This window comes from Kitasatospora sp. NPDC001527, from assembly GCF_040298605.1.
Taxonomy (GTDB): Bacteria; Actinomycetota; Actinomycetes; order Streptomycetales; family Streptomycetaceae; genus Kitasatospora.
The window spans coordinates 86601-102764 of sequence record NZ_JBEPAM010000003.1 but is presented as its reverse complement, the minus strand read 5'-3'; the positions used below and the strand labels follow the sequence as shown (position 1 = coordinate 102764).

Here is a 16164-nt window from a genome sequence, read left to right as displayed (position 1 = left end):
GGCGGGGCGGGTGCAGGAGAGGGACTCGGTGGCGGCGATGCGTGCGGTGCGGGTGGTGCGTGCGGTGACGGAGCGCGAAACGGCGGTGGTCCGCAGCGCGGTGCTGCGCGGCGCGGCGGTTCTGGCGGTGGCGGGGCTGGGGCTGACCGGCTGCATGTCGGTCGGGCCGGGTGCGGACGAGAAGCACGGCACGGTGCCGGTCGGCCAGGCCGGGACGCCGACCAGGCCGGGGGCGACCGCGTCGGCCTCGCCGAGCGGCGGGGCGCACCAGGGGGGTGCGGCCGGGCGCTCGGAGCCCCGGGCGGCGGGCGTGCAGGCCCAGGGCGCGTCGACCGGCGGGCTGAACGCGGCCCGCGGTGAGGCGGCCGGTGGCGCGAACGGCGCGGTGGGCGCGGGCGGCGGCAACGGGGCGGGCGGGGTGAACGGCGCGCCCACCGGCGCGGAGCCCGTGGCGGCGGAGGCCCCCGGCGAGGCCGCGCCCGGCGCGCCCGGCAGTGCGGGGGGCGCGAACGCCAGCCCCGCGCCCCGTCCGGGCACCGGGGGCGCCGCCACGGGCGGCTCGGGCGGCCCGGGCGGGGGTGCGGCGGGCGGTGGCGGTACGGGCGGCCCCGGCGGCCCCTCGGGCGGTGCCGGGTCCACCGGGGGCGGCGGTACGGGTTCCGGCGGCACGACGACGGCCGCCCCGGCGGCCAGCCCCACCGGGCGCCCCTCCTCGGAGCCCGGCCACACCACGCCCGCCCCGACCGCCACCACGGCGCCGGAGCCGACCCCCGCCCCGAGCGCCACGGTGCCCTCCAGCCCGGGGGCGCCGAGTGGCCACTGAGCGCCGATCCCCAGCCTGGCCAGCGCGTTTGCCTCCGATCCCGAGGGTCGTCTATGGTGGTAGATCGTTCGTTTGATCCATTTGACTGGCGCCCTACTCCCATCTGGCGCCCTTGGCGCGTTCCGGCGATCCGTGGCTGACCGCATAGAGGCGGTTGTGAAACAGAACCCCGGACTTTGGCGCGTGCCACTTCCGGAAGGTTTTGCATGTCTCTCGTTGACGACGCCCGCTTCGCCATGCCCGCGAGCGAGTCCGCCGCCGATGCCACCACCACCGTTCCCGCCGAGGCCGACGCCGAGCTGATCGCCGCCGTCGACGCCGTCGAGGACACCGACACCGACACCGTCGAGTCGGCCGAGTCCGTCGAGGACTCCACCGACGCCGACGAGGCCGCCGACGCCGAGCCGACCATCACGTTCGGCGACCTGGGCCTGCCGGACGAGGTCGTCCGCGCCCTCGCCAAGCGCGGCGTCACCACCCCGTTCCCGATCCAGGCCGCGACCATCCCGGACGCCCTGGCCGGCAAGGACGTGCTGGGCCGCGGGCGCACCGGCTCCGGCAAGACCCTCAGCTTCGGCCTGCCGCTGCTGACCCGCCTCGCCGACGGCGAGCGCACCCGCGCCAAGCACCCGCGCGGCCTGATCCTGGTCCCGACCCGCGAGCTGGCCATGCAGGTCGCCGACGCCCTGGAGCCGTTCGGCTCGGTCCTCGGCCAGCGCCTCAAGGTGGTCTGCGGCGGCACCTCGATGTCGAACCAGATCTACGCGCTGGAGCGCGGCGTCGACGTCCTGGTCGCCACCCCGGGCCGCCTGCGCGACCTGATCAACCGCGGCTCGGCCAAGCTGGACGACGTCCAGGTCGCCGTCCTCGACGAGGCCGACCAGATGGCCGACATGGGCTTCCTGCCCGAGGTCACCGAGATCCTCGACCAGGTGCCGGCCGGCGGCCAGCGCCTGCTGTTCTCCGCCACCCTGGAGAACGAGATCGACACCCTGGTGAAGCGCTACCTGAACAGCCCGGTCACCCACGAGGTCGACCCGTCGGCCGGCGCCGTCACCACCATGACCCACCACATCCTCGTGGTGAAGCCCAAGGACAAGGCGCCGATCACCAACGCGATCGCCGCCCGCAAGGGCCGCACGATCATCTTCGTCCGCACCCAGATGGGCGCCGACCGCGTCGCCGAGCAGCTGGTCGAGGCCGGTGTGAAGGCCGACGCGCTGCACGGCGGCATGACCCAGGGCGCCCGCACCCGGGTGCTCGGCGACTTCAAGGACGGCTACGTCAACGTCGTCGTCGCCACCGACGTCGCCGCGCGCGGCATCCACGTCGACGGCATCGACCTGGTGCTCAACGTCGACCCGGCCGGCGACCACAAGGACTACCTGCACCGCTCGGGCCGTACCGCCCGCGCCGGCCGCTCCGGCACCGTCGTCACCCTGGTGCTGCCGCACCAGCGCCGCGGCGTCTTCCGCCTGATGGAGGACGCGGGCGTCGAGGCCAGCCGCCACATCCTGGACCACGCCTTCGACGCCGAGGTGGCCCGGATCACCGGCGCCCGCTCGCTGGTCGAGGTCCAGGCGGAGAGCGCGGCCAACATCGCCGGCGCCGCCGAGCGCGAGGTCGCCGACATGACCCGCCAGCTGGAGCGCGCCCAGCGCCGCGCCGCCGAGCTGCGCGACGAGGCCGACCGCCTGACCGCGCGTGCCGCGCGCGAGCGGGCCGAGCTGGGCATCGAGGACGAGGCCCCGGCCGCCGAGGCCGAGACCGAGGGTGCCGCCGCCGACGAGGCCGCCGCCCCGGTGGCCGCCGCCGAGCCGGCCGCCCCGGTGGCCGAGGAGCGCGCGCCGTCGTACCGCGAGGCGCGCACCGAGCGCCCGTCGTTCAACCGCGACCGTGACGACCGCGGTGGCCGCTCCTTCAACCGGGACCGCGACGACCGCGGTGGCCGTTCCTTCGGCCGGGACCGTGACGACCGTGGTGGCCGCTCGTTCGGTGACCGTGACCGCGGTGGCCGTTCCTTCGGCCGGGACCGTGACGACCGTGGTGGCCGCTCGTTCGGTGACCGTGACCGCGGTGGTTTCAACCGGGACCGTGACGACCGTGGTGGCCGTTCCTTCGGTGACCGTGACCGCGGTGGTTTCAACCGGGACCGTGACGACCGTGGTGGCCGTTCCTTCGGTGACCGTGACCGCGGTGGCTTCAACCGGGACCGTGACGACCGTGGTGGCCGTTCCTTCGGTGACCGTGACCGCGGTGGCTTCAACCGGGACCGTGACGACCGCGGTGGCCGTTCCTTCGGCGACCGTCCGGCCCGTTCCTTCGGCGACCGCGACCGTTCCTTCGGCCGGGACCGTGACGAGCGCGGCGGCAGCAACAACCGTCCGTTCGCCCGCCGCGACGACCACCGCTCCGGCGGCCGTCCGCAGTCCGGTGGCTTCAACCGGGACCGTGACGACCGCGGTGGCCGCTCCGGTGGCTTCAACTCCGGCTTCAACCGCGACGACCGCAAGCCGCGTTGGAAGAACTGACGCCGCTTAGCACCTGACGCACCCGCGACGGGCCCGTTCCACTTCGGTGGGGCGGGCCCGTCGCCGTTGGCGCCGACGCTGTTGTTCTACAACCGAGAATAACCAGTGGCGCGGCGCGCCCGCCGTCGCCTACGGTCGGCGGCATGAGCAGCAGACTGCGTGATGTGGCGACGGTGAACGAGGGCATCGCCGAACGGGGGAGCTATCGCGCGACCGGGGGCGAACTCGTCGAGGTGGCCGAACAGCTGGCGGCGGCGCGGGCCGGCACGGTGTCCTACGGCCCGGCCGCGCTGGACGCCCTGGTCGCGGCGGGCGGGCCCGGTCCGACGGCGGGCCCCGTCGAGGTGACGGCCGAGGGGAGCATTCAGGCAGCCCGCCGGCTGGTCGAGGCGGGCGCCGGGACGGTCGGGGTGCTCAACTTCGCCTCCGCGCGCAACCCCGGCGGCGGCTACCTGCGCGGCGCCCGCGCCCAGGAGGAGGACCTCTGCCGCAGCGCCCTGCTGTACACCTGCCTGCTGGAGGCACCGGACTACTACGAGGCGCACCGGGCCTCCACCGACCTCCGGTACGGCCACCGGGTGATCGTCTCGCCCGGGGTGCCGGTGGTCCGGGGCGAGGACGGCGGGCTGCTGGCGCGGCCCTACGGCGTGACGTTCCTGACCTCGCCCGCGCCGAACGCGGGCCAGCTGACCCTGCGCACCCCCGGGGGCGTGGACGTCCGGGGCGTGCTCGCCGAGCGGGCCGAGCGGGTGCTCGCGACGGCGGCCCGGCACGGGGTGCGCGCGCTGGTGCTCGGGGCGTGGGGCTGCGGGGTGTTCCGCAACGACCCGGCCGAGGTCGCGGAGGCCTTCGAGTACGCGCTGGCCCGCCACGGCGCGGCCTTCGACCGGGTGGTCTTCGCGGTCTGGGACCGGACGCCGGTCTCGCCGAACCGGGCCGCCTTCGAGGCCCGGTTCGGCGGGTAGGGCCACCGCCCGGCGCGCGCGGAGCCTGTGCACGGGGGGCCTGTGCGCGGGGCCGGCGCACAGGGCCCTGTGCGCCCTGTGCGCGGGGCTCAGCCCTTGCGGGTGACCAGCACCGAGGTGAGCGCCGAGGCGGCCGTCACCACCCCGGTGACGGCGAAGACCGCCGGCCAGGCGCCGATCTTCTTCGCCAGCGGGTGCGAGCCGCCGAAGGCCGCCACGTACAGGCCGGTCAGCGCGGCCGCCGCGGGCGCGCCCGAACGCCGGTGCCACTGCGCGCCGGCGCCGGCGCCGGCCACGGCCAGCACCGCGCCGCCGAGCTGCCGCTTCCCGGTCCACCGGGCGACGCCGTAGCCGCCGACCAGACCGCCCGCCGCGGTCAGCGCGGCCGGTGCGGTGCTCGCGAGCGCGTTCGGGATCCTCGCCATCGTCGACTCCACTCCTCGGCGGATCCGGTGCGGATCCGCGGCAGGTTCTCGGGACTCCTCGGACTCCCGACGATAACCCGCCGCCTCCACGGCCCCGGAACCGCCGTCCGCCCTACCGCGTCGCCCGCCCTACCGCGTCGCCTGCTCGAAGGGCAGCGCCGGCGCGACGGCCGCGAGCCGGGCCGAGGCCTCCTCCGGCGCCAGGACCCGCTCCAGCCGCAGGTCGCCGGGGACCTGCTCGACGAACCGTCCGGCCGCCCAGCTCCGCTCGTACGGCTGCGGGTCCAGCACGAGTGTCCGCACGCCGTCCACCACCGGGATGGACTCCGGCATGCCCTCGTTCCAGATCCAGCCGCCGTCCGGCGCGACCAGGTTGAAGGCGCCGGTCGCGATGAACCGGCGCCCGTCCAGCCACCGGGTGCGGCTGAGCGCGACCACCTCCGGGTCGGGGCGGGTGCCGGGCAGGTGGCCGCCGCCGATCAGTGCCTCGGCGAGCAGCGTGTGCAGCTGGAAGTTGTCGGTCAGGCCGTCCATCCGGAGCAGGTAGCCGGTGCCGCTCGGGCGGTGCAGGACGAGCAGCGGCTCGTCGTCGAGGGTCGCGGCCAGGTACCGCAGGCCCTTGAGGTCGTGCAGTTCGGAGCGTTCGCGGTAGCGGTCGATCAGTTCGGTGAGGACGTCCGCCACCCCGTCGGCGCGGGCCGCCCGGCGCACCGCGGCGTGCGTGCAGAGCGCGAACGCGGCGCGCTGCCACAGGCCGAGCGTCCACCAGCCGGCCACCGCCCGGTGGGCGCGCCAGGGGTCCGTGCGCCCGTCTTCGACGAGCCGGGCGTGGGCCGCGCCGGGGTCGTCCCCGTCGGGGTCCGGCAGGGCGTCCCCGCCGCTCTCCGCCCACCGGTCGAGCAGCAGCAGCGCGCCGGTCAGGGCCTCGCGCAGGCCGGCGAGCACCCCGTCGGCGCAGGCCTCCGGGTCGGCGCCGCGCTCCACGCAGGCGCCGGTCATCATCGCCAGATGGGCGCGGGGGAACAGCGGGGTGTCCGGCAGCAGCGCCGCCAGCCGGGGGCCGACCGCCGCCGACTCCGCCTCCCCGGCGGGCCCGAGGTGCCCGCCCAGCCGGCGCAGCGCCGCGTCGAAGCGCTCGCCGGCGCCGTCCCCGCCGTCCGCCAGGCCGGCCACGGCGTGCTCCAGGGCGCCCACCGCCCCGGTGAGGGCGGACTGCTGACTGTCCGACGGCCCGCCGGGGCGGCCGTCCTGCGTGGAGTGAGGGTCGAACACCATTCGCCGCAGCATAGGCGCCCGCCGTCCGGGGGGCGGCTGCCGGTCCCCGGCGAGCGGTCCGTGGTGCGCGGCCCCTGGCGCTCGGTCCCCGGCGGTCGGTCCCGGGCTGTCGGTCCCGGGTGGGAGACTCGCCCGGTGACCGACCACGAGATCACCGACGGCCTCTACCGGATCCGCAACGTCGCCACCGGCCTGCTGCTGGAGGTCCCCGGCGGCAGCCGCCGCAGCGGCGTGAAGGTGCTGCTCGGAGCCGAGGACGGCTCGGACGCCCAGCTCTGGCGGCTGACCGCCGTCCACCCGGGCGGCGCGCTGTTCCACGTCGAGAACGTCGCCGGCGGCAAGCGCCTGGACGTCACCGGCGCCGCGACCGACGACGGCGTGCCCGTCCAGCAGTGGTCCGCCAACGCCTTCGGCGCCCAGGAGTGGCTGGTCGAGCACCACGTCGACGCCCCCGGCACCTGCACCCTCACCAGCTTCGTCAGCGGCAAGCCGCTCACCGCCCCCGCCGACCCCACCGCCCCGGTCCACCAGTGGGAGGACACCGACTCCCCGACCCAGTGGTGGCACCTGGAACGGCAGTAGTCCCGGGCCGCCGCTCAGCCCAGCGGGTGCCCCTCGTGCTTGAACACCGACCGGTCGTGCCAGCGCAGGAAGGCGTGGGCGCGCGGCGCGGCCGGCCGGCCGTGCGGGAGCGGCACCGGGCGGTCGCGCAGCGCCCGGACGGCCCGGCCGGCGGGGGAGTCGGTCCGGAAGTGCGGGGAGATCCGCACGGTGCGGTCCTCCGTCACGCCGAGCACGCCGAAGTCGAACAGGGCGTGGTGCAGCGAGCAGAGCGCGAAGGCGTTGGCGAGGACGTCGGGGCCGCCCTGGCTGTGCCACTGGATGTGCGCGGCCTCGACGCCGACCGGGTGGCGGCCGAGCCGGCCGTCGTACCCGCAGAACGCGCAGGCGTGGTCGAACGCCCGCAGCACGTCGGCGGCGAACCCGGCGGCCCGCACCCGCCGGCGGACCAGCCGGAAGGCCGGCTCCCGCGCCGCGCCGTCCGCCGCGGCGGTGTCCGATGCTTCGTCGTCGGCTGCTCCGCTGTCCGGCCCGGGGACGTCCAGATCGCCGACGTCCAGGTCCGGCAGGGCGACGTCCGCCTCCTCGCAGATCGCCGCCTCCAGACTGGGCGTGAAGTGCCGGTCGAGCAGCAGCCGGACGGCCACCGGCCCGGCCGACGGGTCCTCGGTGAGCAGCCGCTCGACCTCGGGCCGCAGCCGCCCCACCGCGCCCACCCGGCGCAGCGCCGCGCCGCTTCCCTGGACGTCCGCCGTGCCGAGCTCGCGCCCGGCGGCGTCGCACAGCGACCAGAGGCTCCGCTCCAGGTGGACGAACGGCATCGCCGCCCGCTGCGCGGCCGTCGCCGGGCCGACGGCCGGCCCGAAGTCGTTGATCAGCCGGCTGACCGGCTCCTCGGCCTCCGGGTACGGGACGGCGCTGGTGCCCAGCCGGGCGTGCCGGCCCAGCAGCCAGAGCAGCAGCAGCGGCTTGTGCGGGGCCCGCACCCCGCCGGTGTTCGCCTGCCGGAGCCGGCCCAGGGCGGCGAGCAGTTCCCCCCGTCTCATCGCCGCGTCCTCCGCCCTAGGCCGACAGGTTGGCCCGGAGGGCGTCGAGGTCGGCGTCGGTGGCGCCGTGGGCGTGCAGGTAGGCGGGGAGGGAGCCGTGACGGTCGTGGATCCAGGCGAAGGAGGAGGCGAGCAGTTCCGCCGAGACCGGCCGGGAGATCCGCTCGGCGCCGGTTTCGTCGGTGTACGGGGTGGGGCCGTCCAGCAGGCCCAGGCCGGTGTTGGAGAGCAGGTAGTCGGCGGTGATGTCGGCCTCGGAGGCGCCCAGCAGGGACTGGACGACGGCGATGGTGAGGCCGGTGCGGTCCTTGCCGACGGCGCAGTGGACGACGGCCGACAGGGTGCCGGGGGCGCCGAGACGGCGGATCGCGGCGACCAGCGACGGGCCGGCGGTGGCGGCCATGAACGGGTAGAGCGTGGCCTGGTCCTCCGGCCAGGGGTGCTCGGCGTCCTCCCGGTTCGCGGGCAGGGTGGGGAGGCTGAACGTCTCGTGGTCGAGGTCGTGCCGCAGGTCCGGCCAGACGTCCAGCTCGAACCGGCTGCGCAGGTCGATCACGGTGCGCAGGCCGAGGGCCTTGAGGCGCAGGGCACCCTCGGGGGCGAGCTCGTGGAGGGAGCCGGAGCGGAACAGGACGCCCCGGCGGAGCGCGCCGACGCCCCCGGCGTCACGGAAGTTGCGCACCCCGGGGATGTCGATGAAGGCGGACTGCACGTCGTCGGTCATGGCCACCACGGTATGGGCGCGGACCGCGCCAGGGGAAGGAGAGGATCCGCCTTTCCGATCTTGACCTGAAGCCGACTTCACCTCCAGGCGCCGGACGGCCTGCCCGTCACCGTCCGCCGGAGACGTCCAGGAAGGCGCCCGTGGTGTACGAGGAGGCCGGCGACAGCAGGAAGAGGATCGCCTCCGCGACCTCCTCGGGCTGCCCGCCGCGGCGCATCGGCAGGTCCGGCGCGACCCGGTCGACCCGGCCGGGCTCGCCGCCCAGGGCGTGGATGCCGGTGTGGATCAGGCCGGGGCGCACGGCGTTGACCCGGACGCCCTCGGCCGCGACCTCCAGGGCCAGCCCGCGGGTCATCGAGTCGACGGCCCCCTTGGCCGCCGCGTAGTCCACGTACTCGTTGGGCGAGCCGAGCCGGGAGGCCGCCGAGGAGACGTTGACGATGGCGCCGCCGCGCCCGCCGTGCCGGGTGGACATCCGGCGCACGGCCTGCGCGGCGCACAGGAACGGGCCGGTGATGTTGGCGGCCCAGATCCGGTTCAGCCGCTCCTCGTCGATGTCCTCCAGCCGGCCCTGCCGCTCCAGCGTGCCCGCGTTGTTCACCAGGGCGGTGAGCGGCCCGAGTTCGGCGTCGACGGTGTCGAACAGCCGGGCCACCTCGGCGCTGCGGGTGACGTCCGCGCGGACGGCGAGCGCGGTGCCGCCGCCGCCCCGGATCGCCTCCGCCACCGAGGCGGCGGCGGCCTCGTCCGCCCGGTAGTTGACGCACACCCGGTACCCGCGCCGCCCGGCCAGCAGGGCGGTGGCGGCGCCGATGCCGCGGCCGGCACCGGTGATCAGGACGACGCCGGGCTGTTCGGAACCGTTCGCGGTCGACATGCTCCGCACCCTACCCGCCCGCCGTACCCCGGCCGCCGGAAATCCGTTCGCCCCGCGCCGCCCCGCCGGGCAGACTCCCCGGGAGCGTCCGAGGAGAGGAGCCCGGCCCATGTCCGCCCGGCCCGTGTCCGTCCCGCCCGTGTCCGTCCCGCCCGTGTCCGTCCCGCCCGGCACCGTCCTGCTCTCCGGCATCGTCGGCTCGACCGCGTACGGACTGGCCCACGCCGGCTCCGACGTCGACCGGCTCGGCCTGTTCGCCGCCCCGACCGAACGCTTCCACGGCCTGCACCGCCCCGCCGAGTCGCAGGTCACCACCGCCCCGGACCGCACCCTGCACGAGGCCGCCAAGTGGTGCCGGCTGGCGCTCGGCTGCAACCCCACCGCCTCCGAGCTGGTCTGGCTGCCCGACGACCTCTACGAGGTCCGCACCCCGCTCGGCGAGGAGCTGATCGGCATCCGCCGCTCCTTCCTCAGCGCCCGGGCCGTGCGCAACGCCTACCTCGGCTACGCCACCCAGCAGTTCCGCAAGCTGCGGACCCGCGACACCTCCGACCCGGCCTCCCGGGCGAGGGCGGCCAAGCACGCCCGCCACCTGGTCCGGCTGCTCGACCAGGCCGTCCGCCTGCACGAGGCCGGCCACAACCTGGTCCGGCTGCCCGACCCGGAGCGCGTCCGCGAGCTCGGCGAGCGCATCGCCGACGACCCCGACCGCGCCGAACGCCTCCTCACCGCCGCCGCCGACCGCCTCGACCGCCCCGGCGTCCTGCCCGAGCGCCCCGACGAGCGCCCCGCCGACGCCTGGCTCCGCCGCGTGCGCACCGCCCACTGGACACCGGCCGCGTGAGCCCGACCCCACCGGGTAGGATCGCGGCGGCCCGCCGCCACCACCCCGGCCGGGCCACGGGCCGCTAGCTCAATCGGCAGAGCTGCGGACTTTTAATCCGTAGGTTCAGGGTTCGAGCCCCTGGCGGCCCACGGACGAGGGCCCGGACCGGCACAGACCGGCCCGGGCCCTTTCCGTTGCGGGCCGGGCCTGTTCGGGCCGGTGCGGGGTCGGGGCGGGAGGTCGGAGCGGGCCCCGGAGCGGGTCGGGCGGGGGCCGGGACCGCATCGGAAGCGGATCGGAAGAGTTCCGGTTGTCGCCGCGGAAGCAGGGCGGCTGGTCGGATCGATCCTGGGGGCGGTGACCGGCGGCGGGACGGCCGGCGATCGCGCCCGAGTCCGCCGGTGACCGCACAGGAGGTCCGCGTTGAACGACAAGATCCCGGGGCCGCCGGTCCCGGTGGAGGCGCAGGTCCGGGCCCGGGGCGCCACCCGGCCCGTCCATCCGCCGCCGTCGCTGCTCCCCGCGGCCGGGGACGTCCGCACGTGGGTGCTCGCCGTCGCGGGGGGTTCGCTGGCGGTGCTCCTGCTGCTGCTCGGGCTGAACGGCGGCATCTCCTTCGGCTCGGACGACGGGGGTTTCGACGACTACGACGACCCCTATGTCACGGGCGCCGGTGGCGGGTACCGCGGCGGATGGGAGGAGCCGCAGCCGGTGACGGCCTCGCGGACGGTTGCCACGCCCACCACCCGCAGCGCCTCACCCACCCGGACGCCGTCGCCCTCGCCGTCCGTTTCGCGCCTGTCGACGGCCGCGGCCACGACCTCGCCGTCCTCGTCCTGGTTCGGCTCGCTGCCGTCCGGCTCCGCGACGGCGACCGCGACCGCGAGCGCGACGGCGACCGCGAGCGCGACGGCGAGTGCGACGACCACCCGGCCCGACGCGGTGCTGCGCGACTACTTCAGGGCGGTCAACACCGGTGCGTTCCGGACCGCCTGGCAGCTCGGCGGGAGCAACCTCGCCGCCGACTACGACAGCTTCGTCGAGGGCTTCTCCGCGACCGCCTCCACCACGGTGTCCGTGCTCGCCGTCGACGGCGACGAGGTCACCGCCGCGCTGGAGGCCCACCAGACGGACGGGACGGTCCGCCACTTCCGCGGCAGCTACACCGTCGCCGACGGTGCCATCACCAGCGCCACCGTCGTCCGGACGGGATGACGACGGCCGACGACGGCCGACGACGGCAGGACCCTCCACGACAGGAGCTCTGAAGGACAGATGACGATCCATGGCGCCTCCCTCTCAGCGCCGCCGGGGCCGGCCGGGCCCACCGCTCCCCCGGGGGTGGACTCCCGCAGCCGGGCCACCCGGCTGCTCGCGGCGGGCACCTACCTCGATCCGGACTACCGCAGCGCGGTCATCAGGGAACTGCTGACCAACCGGGCCCGGGCGGTGGCCCCCTCGTTCGGCTACGACGCCGTGCCGGTGCTCGCGCACGCCCTCGCGGCACGCGCGCTGCAGCGCAACTCCTGGGTGTACATCGGGGTCGGAGCCGCCCTCCTGGCCGTGCTCGCCTTCACCGGTGTGCTCGGGGCCCTCTCCCTGCTGGTGCTCGGCTTCTGGCTGTTCTGGTCGGCCGACTACCTGCGCCGGGTGGCCACCCTGCACACCCTGGTCACCCGGCTCAAGAAGGCCGGGCCGGGCGGGGGCTTCGACGGCGGTCGCCCGGCGGTCGGCCTCCTCGACGACGACCTCGTCGAGAAGATCGACCGCGAGCAGTCGGCCCGGGACGGCGTCGCCTACTTCGGGGGCTACCGGCCGTTCGTCGGAGCGGGGTCCCGGCTGCACCGGTGGTCGAACGCGCAACTGCTGCTCGGGGCCCCGGAGGAGGGCGACGACGCGGCGGACCTCATCGCCCGGCTCACCGGCCGGGCGGCTCCGGACGCGGCCGACGGGCCGTCCGCCCCGGTGGTGACCAGGCGCCGGCCCGTCATCCCCTTCGACGCCGCGGAGCTGGCCGCGTTCGTCCAGCACCACATCACCGCCGAACTGCGCGACGCCGCACGGGAGTCCGAGCGGATCGCGACGCTCACCGTCGAACGCCACCGGTACGCCCGGGCGGTCACCGTGCACGACCGGTCGGCGGGGGAGGGCTGGAGCCCGCTGCCCGCGATCGGCGACGACGGGGACGAGCACTGGGCGGAGGGCTACGGCGCGGCGCGCGAGTACCTGTGCGCCCGGATCGGCTCCTGGGAGGAGGAGGTGGTCACCTCGGTGTTCGTGGGCTTCGACGTCCGCGGGAACACCCTGCACACCGAGTTCCACAGCCATGTGCTCACCCCGGTGGTCTCCGAGTTCCACCTGGTCGACCGGCTGCCGGAGCGGCTGGACGGACGGCTGCTGCGGCAGGCCGCCTGGGACTCCCTGCGGCACGTGGCGGGCCGGGCCTGGAGGATCCTGCTGCCCCTGGGCCTCCTGTCGCGGGGCCTCGCGCGCATGCGGCGGCACTACCAGGAGGGCCGGCGCTACGAGGTCGAGCTCGTCGGGGTCGCGGACCGCAGCGAGTTCGGCCTCGGCCGCTACGCGACGCTCGCGGTGAACCGCGGCGCGCGCACCAGCATCCGGGAGCTGGCCTGCAGCGACACCTACCACCACTACTTCCAGCAGTCGGACGCCGAGAAGTACACCCGGATCGTGGAGCGCCGGCTGCTGCACCTCGTCGAGCGCTTCCTGCGCGAGCACCAGGTCGACCTGGCCGACCACCGGCGCAACCAGACCACCGTCCTGGCCGGCAACCACTTCGGCACCGGTGACGTCGACTTCTCGCAGAACAAGCAGGTCAACAACTGATCCCCCGGACCACGGACAAGGACATCCGACCCATGACGGACCATGAAGCGGGCCGCGGCGGAGCCGTCTTCGGCAACCACTTCGGCAACGGGAACATCGACTTCTCCACCGGCAAGACCGTCAACCGCGGGGACGGCGGGCCGGCCGCCGGGCGGCGCGCGGACACGGCGCCGCCGAGCGCGGCCGAGCGCGGCCGCAACGTCTTCGTGGTCCACGGCCGCGACGAGCAGGTGCGGCGCAAGGCGTTCGGGCTGCTGCGCGGCCTGGGACTGAACCCCCTGGAGTGGGAGCACCTGGTCGGGACGACCGGGACGGCCTCCCCGTTCATCGGCGAGGTGGTGGCCCACGCGCCGTCGGTGGCCGGCGCCGCCCTCGTCCTGCTCACCCCGGACGACGTCGCCCGGCTGCACGACGACCTGAAGGGGCCGGCCGAGCCGCTGCACGAGCGGGAGGCCGCCGGGCAGCCGCGCCAGAACGTGCTGATCGAGCTGGGCATGGTGCTGATGGCCTTTCCCGATCGGACGGTGATCCTCGAGTTCGGGGACATCCGGCCGGCCTCCGACCTGGCGGGCCGCAACGTGATCCGGTTCAGCGCGGAGGCGGACCTCAACATCGTGCTGCGGAAGGTCGCGCAGCGGCTCAGGGTGGCGGGCTGCCCGGTGGACGACAGCGGCCACGACTGGCTGGACACCGAGCCGTTCCGGGACCTCGGGGCCTACCGCCGCCGGGGCTGACCCCGGGACGAACGGACCAACGGACCCAACGGACCAACGGGCCAACGGGCCAACGGCCCGGCCTCGGTGGCACACCGCGGCCGGGCCGCCGCCGTCACCGCTCGCTCAGACCCGCGGCCATGCTCCGCAGGAACGCCCGGACCTCCGGCATGGAGACGTTCGCGAGGTCCGCCGGGCGCAGCACGACCCGCAGCTCCCGGCAGACCGCGCCCTCCCGGGAGCGGGCGATGAACGACATCAGGATCAGCCGCAGCAGGCTGTCCTGGTCCAGGTAGTCCATCCGGGCGAGCCCCGACCCCACCAGCGGCATCGCCACGGAGCCCGTCCTGGCCCGCCGGTCGACGGCGTCCCAGAGCCGGTTGAGGCTGAACCAGAGGTCCTCGACGCCGGAGGACGCCACCAGGTCGCGGCCGAGCCGGCTGTAGGCGGTGGCGAAGACCAGCCGCGACGGGGGGCCGAGAACGGCCACGGTGCCGAGCGGGTACCGGTCGAGCTTGCCGAGCGGCTTGTCCGCCCGGAGCTCACGGGACTGCGGGGCCACCGCGGCCAGGGCGTCGGCGAGTTCGGCGTCCAGCCGGTCCGGGTCCCCGTCGTAGCGCCGCCGCAGCAGCTGGGCCTGCACACTGCCCCCGTCGATCAGGCGCCCGTCCGCCGGGGCGGTGTCGAAGGTGTCGCAGAAGCCGACGACGAGGTGACCTGGGGCGGTGAAGAGGTCGCCGCCCTCCACCACCACGGTCATGTCGGGCCGCCGGAACTCCTGGCGCACCACCGGGACCGGACGCGCCCGCACCGCGCCCCAGAGCACGCAGGCCCCGGCCGCGCCGGCGGTCACCCAGCCGGGCGCGGGCAGTCCGTGCGGGAAGAGCGGCCCGGCGAGCTGGCCCGCCACCGCCACGCCACCGAAGGCGGCCGCGGTGTTCCGCAGGAAGGCGGCCGCCGTTCGCCGGGACACCGGCGAACGGCCCGGAAACCGACCGCTCATCCGACACGTCCTTCATCAACGTTCCAGCGCGGCACACCGGTTGCTATCCTGCTCGGTGCCTTGAGCGAGGCGGCTCCTGGCCGGGGACGAGGCGGGTGGGGGGTCCGATGGCTGGTGTCCGCGTGAGCGTGCTGGGGCCTGTGCGGGTGGAGTCCGACGGGGTTCCGGTGCGCCTGACGCCGCTGACCAGGCGATTGCTGGTCCGGCTGGTGGCCGCGGACGGTGAGGCGGTGCCGGTCCGCCAACTGCGCCGGGACGTCTGGGGCCGGCAGGCCGACCTCCCGGGCCAGGGCGCGCGGGGCCGCAACGAGGTGCAGAAGCGGGTGTTCGAACTGCGGCGCGCGATCGGCGGGGGCGACCAGCTCGCCGGCGCACGGGTCCTGCGCACCGAGCAGCTCTCGACGCCCAGGGGGTCGGAGACCGCCTACCGGCTGAGCCTCTCGGCGGCGGAGCTGGACTGCGCCCGGTTCACCGAGCTGGTCAACGAGTCCTTCCAGGTCGGACCGGCGATGGCCGCGTGGCGGCTGGAGGAGGCGCTGGGCATGGTCCGCGGCCGGCCGCTGGCCGAGGCCTCCGGCGAGGACTTCGCCGAACCGCTGATCCGCCGGCTGACCGGTCTGCAGGACACCGCCCGCCGGGAGCTGATCTCCTGCCGGGTCAGGCTCGGCCGGCCCGAACTCGCGCTGCCGGTCGCCGAGGCGGCGGTGCGGGAGCGTCCGGACGACCCGTCCTGGGCCTCCGAGCTCGGCCTGCTGCGCACCAGGCTGCGGGGCCGCTGGGACGACGAGCTGCTGCGCATCGCGCTGCCCGACCGGGCGGTCGAGGTCGTGGTGGTGTGCGGGGACCTGTTCGAGCAGGAGGACGCCAATCTGGTGGCGGGCTTCACCGACACCTTCGACACCGAGATCGACCAGGACGTGGTGATCAGCCGCTCCAGCATCCAGGGGCAGCTCGTGGAGCGGCTCTTCGGCGGCCGCGGCGAGCTGCTGGACGCCGAGCTGGAGCGGGCCCTGCGGTCCGTGCCGGTGGTCGAGCGCGAGCGCAGCCGGGACAAGCCCCACGGGCGCCGGCTGCGGTATCCGATCGGGACGACGGTGGCGGTGCCGCACGGGCGCCGGCAGGTCTTCGCCACCGCGTACTCGCGGCTGGGCAACGACATGGTGGCCAGGTCGCGTCCGGAGTACCTCGCGCTGGCCCTCGAACGGCTCTGGGAGGCGGTGGCCCTGCACGGGCGGTACCGTCCGGTCGCGGTGCCGATGCTCGGCTCCGGCCTCGCGCGGATCGTGGACCTGGACCGCGGGCGGCTCGCCAAGCTGATCGTGGAGTCCTTCGTCCGGGCCTGTCTGGGCGGCACTCCGGTCGCGCCCGAGCTGCGGATCGTGGTGCACCCGGACGACCTGCGCCGCACCGACCTGCTGGAGCTGGAGCGCTTCCTCCAGGAGGCACCGTACGGGTGCGGGTGACGGACCGGCCGGGCGGCTTCCGGCGGGTCGTGGCCGGCGCCTCCGCATGCGTCCCTCCCGTGGTGGTGGCGGGCGGGAGCGGACC

The 16164-nt window shown here is 75.7% G+C and carries 15 protein-coding genes and 1 tRNA gene; 10 read left to right on the top strand and 6 right to left on the bottom strand.

Translation table 11 applies throughout. From position 1 onward, the window contains the following. Positions 1–28: 28 nt before the first annotated feature. From ABT238_RS04025 to ABT238_RS04015, 3 genes are all read left to right on the top strand, one after another. Positions 29–823 (top strand): hypothetical protein, encoded by a 795-nt coding sequence (locus ABT238_RS04025; RefSeq protein ID WP_350755462.1) that lies wholly within the window; start codon positions 29–31, stop codon positions 821–823. 206 nt (positions 824–1029) lie between these two features. Further along, positions 1030–3354 carry a DEAD/DEAH box helicase gene (locus tag ABT238_RS04020; protein ID WP_350755461.1) on the top strand — a complete coding sequence of 775 codons (2325 nt, stop codon included), beginning with the start codon at positions 1030–1032 and terminating at the stop codon, positions 3352–3354. A gap of 143 nt (positions 3355–3497) precedes the next feature. Further along, a complete protein-coding gene (locus ABT238_RS04015; protein WP_350560249.1) occupies positions 3498–4319 on the top strand; it encodes a TIGR02452 family protein in 822 nt (273 codons plus the stop codon). An 89-nt stretch (positions 4320–4408) separates the two neighbouring features. On the opposite strand, the gene ABT238_RS04010 is transcribed toward ABT238_RS04015, so the two are convergent. Beyond that, a complete protein-coding gene (locus tag ABT238_RS04010; RefSeq protein WP_350755460.1) occupies positions 4409–4744 on the bottom strand; it encodes a hypothetical protein in 336 nt (111 codons plus the stop codon). Positions 4745–4873: 129 nt separating this feature from the next. Further along, entirely contained in the window at positions 4874–6019 is a 1146-nt protein-coding gene (locus tag ABT238_RS04005) for a hypothetical protein (protein WP_350755459.1), read from the bottom strand. A gap of 135 nt (positions 6020–6154) precedes the next feature. On the opposite strand from ABT238_RS04005, the gene ABT238_RS04000 reads away from it, so the two are divergent. Further along, positions 6155–6601 (top strand): RICIN domain-containing protein, encoded by a 447-nt coding sequence (locus ABT238_RS04000; RefSeq protein ID WP_350560243.1) that lies wholly within the window; start codon positions 6155–6157, stop codon positions 6599–6601. A 14-nt stretch (positions 6602–6615) separates the two neighbouring features. On the opposite strand, the gene ABT238_RS03995 is transcribed toward ABT238_RS04000, so the two are convergent. From ABT238_RS03995 to ABT238_RS03985, 3 genes are all read right to left on the bottom strand, one after another. Further along, positions 6616–7626, bottom strand: a complete 1011-nt coding sequence (locus ABT238_RS03995) for a phosphorothioated DNA-binding restriction endonuclease (RefSeq protein ID WP_350755458.1) — start codon at positions 7624–7626, stop codon at positions 6616–6618. Positions 7627–7642: 16 nt separating this feature from the next. Beyond that, positions 7643–8350, bottom strand: coding sequence for a tyrosine-protein phosphatase (locus ABT238_RS03990; protein ID WP_350755457.1), 708 nt, complete (start codon positions 8348–8350; stop codon positions 7643–7645). Positions 8351–8456: 106 nt separating this feature from the next. Beyond that, positions 8457–9227 (bottom strand): SDR family oxidoreductase, encoded by a 771-nt coding sequence (locus tag ABT238_RS03985; RefSeq protein WP_350755456.1) that lies wholly within the window; start codon positions 9225–9227, stop codon positions 8457–8459. A gap of 109 nt (positions 9228–9336) precedes the next feature. Between ABT238_RS03985 and ABT238_RS03980 the strand changes: the two genes are divergently transcribed. The 5 genes from ABT238_RS03980 (at position 9337) to ABT238_RS03960 (ending at position 13634) form a co-directional block, all read left to right on the top strand. After that, positions 9337–10071 carry a nucleotidyltransferase domain-containing protein gene (locus ABT238_RS03980; protein ID WP_350755455.1) on the top strand — a complete coding sequence of 245 codons (735 nt, stop codon included), beginning with the start codon at positions 9337–9339 and terminating at the stop codon, positions 10069–10071. 58 nt (positions 10072–10129) lie between these two features. Next, positions 10130–10202: transfer RNA gene (locus ABT238_RS03975), tRNA-Lys, on the top strand. Positions 10203–10476: 274 nt separating this feature from the next. Continuing rightward, complete coding sequence (locus tag ABT238_RS03970) at positions 10477–11268, top strand: hypothetical protein (RefSeq protein ID WP_350755454.1); 792 nt, start codon at positions 10477–10479, stop codon at positions 11266–11268. Between the two features lie 60 nt (positions 11269–11328). After that, a complete protein-coding gene (locus ABT238_RS03965; RefSeq protein WP_350560231.1) occupies positions 11329–12900 on the top strand; it encodes an AbeC-like domain-containing protein in 1572 nt (523 codons plus the stop codon). Positions 12901–12932: 32 nt separating this feature from the next. Beyond that, positions 12933–13634 carry a TIR domain-containing protein gene (locus ABT238_RS03960; protein ID WP_350560229.1) on the top strand — a complete coding sequence of 234 codons (702 nt, stop codon included), beginning with the start codon at positions 12933–12935 and terminating at the stop codon, positions 13632–13634. A 94-nt stretch (positions 13635–13728) separates the two neighbouring features. Here the strand turns inward: ABT238_RS03960 and ABT238_RS03955 are convergent, their stop codons facing one another. Beyond that, positions 13729–14616 (bottom strand): macro domain-containing protein, encoded by an 888-nt coding sequence (locus tag ABT238_RS03955; protein WP_350755453.1) that lies wholly within the window; start codon positions 14614–14616, stop codon positions 13729–13731. Between the two features lie 107 nt (positions 14617–14723). Here ABT238_RS03955 and ABT238_RS03950 point away from each other — a divergent pair, with 107 nt between their 5' ends. Continuing rightward, positions 14724–16079 carry an AfsR/SARP family transcriptional regulator gene (locus ABT238_RS03950; RefSeq protein WP_350560225.1) on the top strand — a complete coding sequence of 452 codons (1356 nt, stop codon included), beginning with the start codon at positions 14724–14726 and terminating at the stop codon, positions 16077–16079. The last annotated feature ends 85 nt before the right edge of the window (positions 16080–16164 follow it).

Excerpts from the sequence above, each read along its gene's own strand:
- ABT238_RS04020 (WP_350755461.1), top strand. The coding sequence starts at position 1,030 with ATGTCTCTCGTTGACGACGCCCGCTTCGCCATGCCCGCGAGCGAGTCC.
- ABT238_RS04015 (WP_350560249.1), top strand. The coding sequence starts at position 3,498 with ATGAGCAGCAGACTGCGTGATGTGGCGACGGTGAACGAGGGCATCGCC.
- ABT238_RS04010 (WP_350755460.1), bottom strand. The coding sequence starts at position 4,744 with ATGGCGAGGATCCCGAACGCGCTCGCGAGCACCGCACCGGCCGCGCTG.
- ABT238_RS04005 (WP_350755459.1), bottom strand. The coding sequence starts at position 6,019 with ATGGTGTTCGACCCTCACTCCACGCAGGACGGCCGCCCCGGCGGGCCG.
- ABT238_RS03995 (WP_350755458.1), bottom strand. The coding sequence starts at position 7,626 with ATGAGACGGGGGGAACTGCTCGCCGCCCTGGGCCGGCTCCGGCAGGCG.
- ABT238_RS03990 (WP_350755457.1), bottom strand. The coding sequence starts at position 8,350 with ATGACCGACGACGTGCAGTCCGCCTTCATCGACATCCCCGGGGTGCGC.
- ABT238_RS03985 (WP_350755456.1), bottom strand. The coding sequence starts at position 9,227 with ATGTCGACCGCGAACGGTTCCGAACAGCCCGGCGTCGTCCTGATCACC.
- ABT238_RS03980 (WP_350755455.1), top strand. The coding sequence starts at position 9,337 with ATGTCCGCCCGGCCCGTGTCCGTCCCGCCCGTGTCCGTCCCGCCCGTG.
- ABT238_RS03965 (WP_350560231.1), top strand. The coding sequence starts at position 11,329 with ATGACGATCCATGGCGCCTCCCTCTCAGCGCCGCCGGGGCCGGCCGGG.
- ABT238_RS03960 (WP_350560229.1), top strand. The coding sequence starts at position 12,933 with ATGACGGACCATGAAGCGGGCCGCGGCGGAGCCGTCTTCGGCAACCAC.
- ABT238_RS03955 (WP_350755453.1), bottom strand. The coding sequence starts at position 14,616 with ATGAGCGGTCGGTTTCCGGGCCGTTCGCCGGTGTCCCGGCGAACGGCG.
- ABT238_RS03950 (WP_350560225.1), top strand. The coding sequence starts at position 14,724 with ATGGCTGGTGTCCGCGTGAGCGTGCTGGGGCCTGTGCGGGTGGAGTCC.